The following is a 1,484-nucleotide window of genomic DNA, read 5'->3' on the forward strand; positions in this document are numbered from 1 at the left end:
GGCCCCGGACCCGCCCCGCTCCCGGACCTGCCGCGACATGCGAAAGCGCCCCGTACGGACGTGCTGTACGGGGCGCTGTTGCGTGAGTCGGCGGATCAGTCCGCCGGGCGGATGTAGATGCGCTGGCCGAGGGCAGCGGCCTGCTGCACGATCTTGTTGACGGCGGAAGCTTCCACGACAGTGCTGTCCACGGCGTCGCCGTTCCGGTCGTCGAGTCGCATGATTTCGAAGCGCATGGGGCTTCTCCCTTCGTCCCTCGTTACATGTGTGGTCAACGAACACCCCCTTCAAAACATTCCCTACCCTAAATAAACTCTTTCGGCGGTTCGACTACTTAGTGCTGGCTGCACCCTCGCCGGTCCAGAACGCGATGAGCGCGGCGGCCGTCTCGGCCGGCCGCTCGGCGTTGGGGGAGTGCTCCGCGCCCTTGATCACGACGCGCCGGGCCCCCAGCCGCTCGGCCATCGCGTCGAGCAGCGGCACCGGCCAGGCGTAGTCCACCTCGCCGGACAGCACGAGCTTCGGCAGCGGCACGGCGGCGAGTTCGTCGACCCGGTCGGGCTCCGTCATCAACTGGCGTGCCGTGGCGATCAGCTGCTCGGGGGCGGTGGACACCCAGCGGCGGTGCAGGAAGTCGTCGAGCCAGGCCGGGGTCGCGGCGCCGTCGCCGCGGTCGGCGTCCAGCGCGCGCATCGCCCGCCAGGCCGCCTCCATGTCCATCGTCGGCAGATGGTCGATCAGCAGCTGCGTCCTGACCTGCTGGGAGGGCGCCACCTCGGCGGGGCCGGAACTCATCAGGGTCAGCGACGCCCACGGCCCCGCGCTGTCGGCGAGCACCGCCGCCCGCACGATATGGCCGCCCAGCGAGTGGCCCAGCACGTGCAGCGGGGCGCCGCCGTCCCCGGCGGCGAGCACGGCGGCCTGCGCGGAGACGTCAGCGGCCAGCTCGCGCTGCGCGTACGCCGCCTCGCCCCGCGGGCCGCCCGACTCGTGCTGGCCGCGGCCGTCCACCGCGACGACCCGGAAACCCGCCTCGGACAGCGGCACCAGCAGGTCGGCGAAGTCCTCCTTGCTGCCCGTGAAGCCGGGTACGAGCAGCGCGGTGCCGTGCCTGGCGGGTGCGCCGGGGGCGGGCGCGGCGTCCAGGACCGCGAACGACCCGCGGGAGGTGTCGAGCCGGTGCGCTGACGCGTGCTCCGGCAGGTCCAGGGTGGTCGGTCGGCTCATGCAGCGAGATTACGCGGTGCTTATGTCCGACAGGTTGCTTCTCGCATGAAACACCCCCGGCCTGGTGGGCCGGGGGTGTCCCATGGGTGCTGTGTGGCGTACGGATCAGCTGTCTTCGGCCACCGCGGCGGCCACTTCGGCGACCGCCTTGCGCGTACGGCGGCGCGGCGCCTTCACCACGACCTCGTCGGCAGCGGCCGAGGGCGCGGGCACGTCGGCGACGGCCTTGCGCGTACGGCGGCGCTTGGGGGCCTCCT

2 protein-coding genes are annotated in these 1,484 nt (G+C 72.4%); both read right to left on the reverse strand.

Annotated features, from left to right (window positions below; translation table 11 throughout):
* Positions 1–95 precede the first annotated feature (95 nt).
* Positions 96–236: a hypothetical protein gene (locus V7E46_RS29365; protein ID WP_329174996.1), complete on the reverse strand. Its 141-nt coding sequence runs from the start codon at positions 234–236 to the stop codon at positions 96–98.
* A 94-nt stretch (positions 237–330) separates the two neighbouring features.
* Positions 331–1,227 carry an alpha/beta fold hydrolase gene (locus V7E46_RS29370; RefSeq protein WP_333771264.1) on the reverse strand — a complete coding sequence of 299 codons (897 nt, stop codon included), beginning with the start codon at positions 1,225–1,227 and terminating at the stop codon, positions 331–333.
* Positions 1,228–1,484: the final 257 nt, after the last annotated feature.

It is taken from the genome of Streptomyces sp. IBSBF 2435 (assembly GCF_036815005.1).
GTDB lineage: Bacteria > Actinomycetota > Actinomycetes > Streptomycetales > Streptomycetaceae > Actinacidiphila.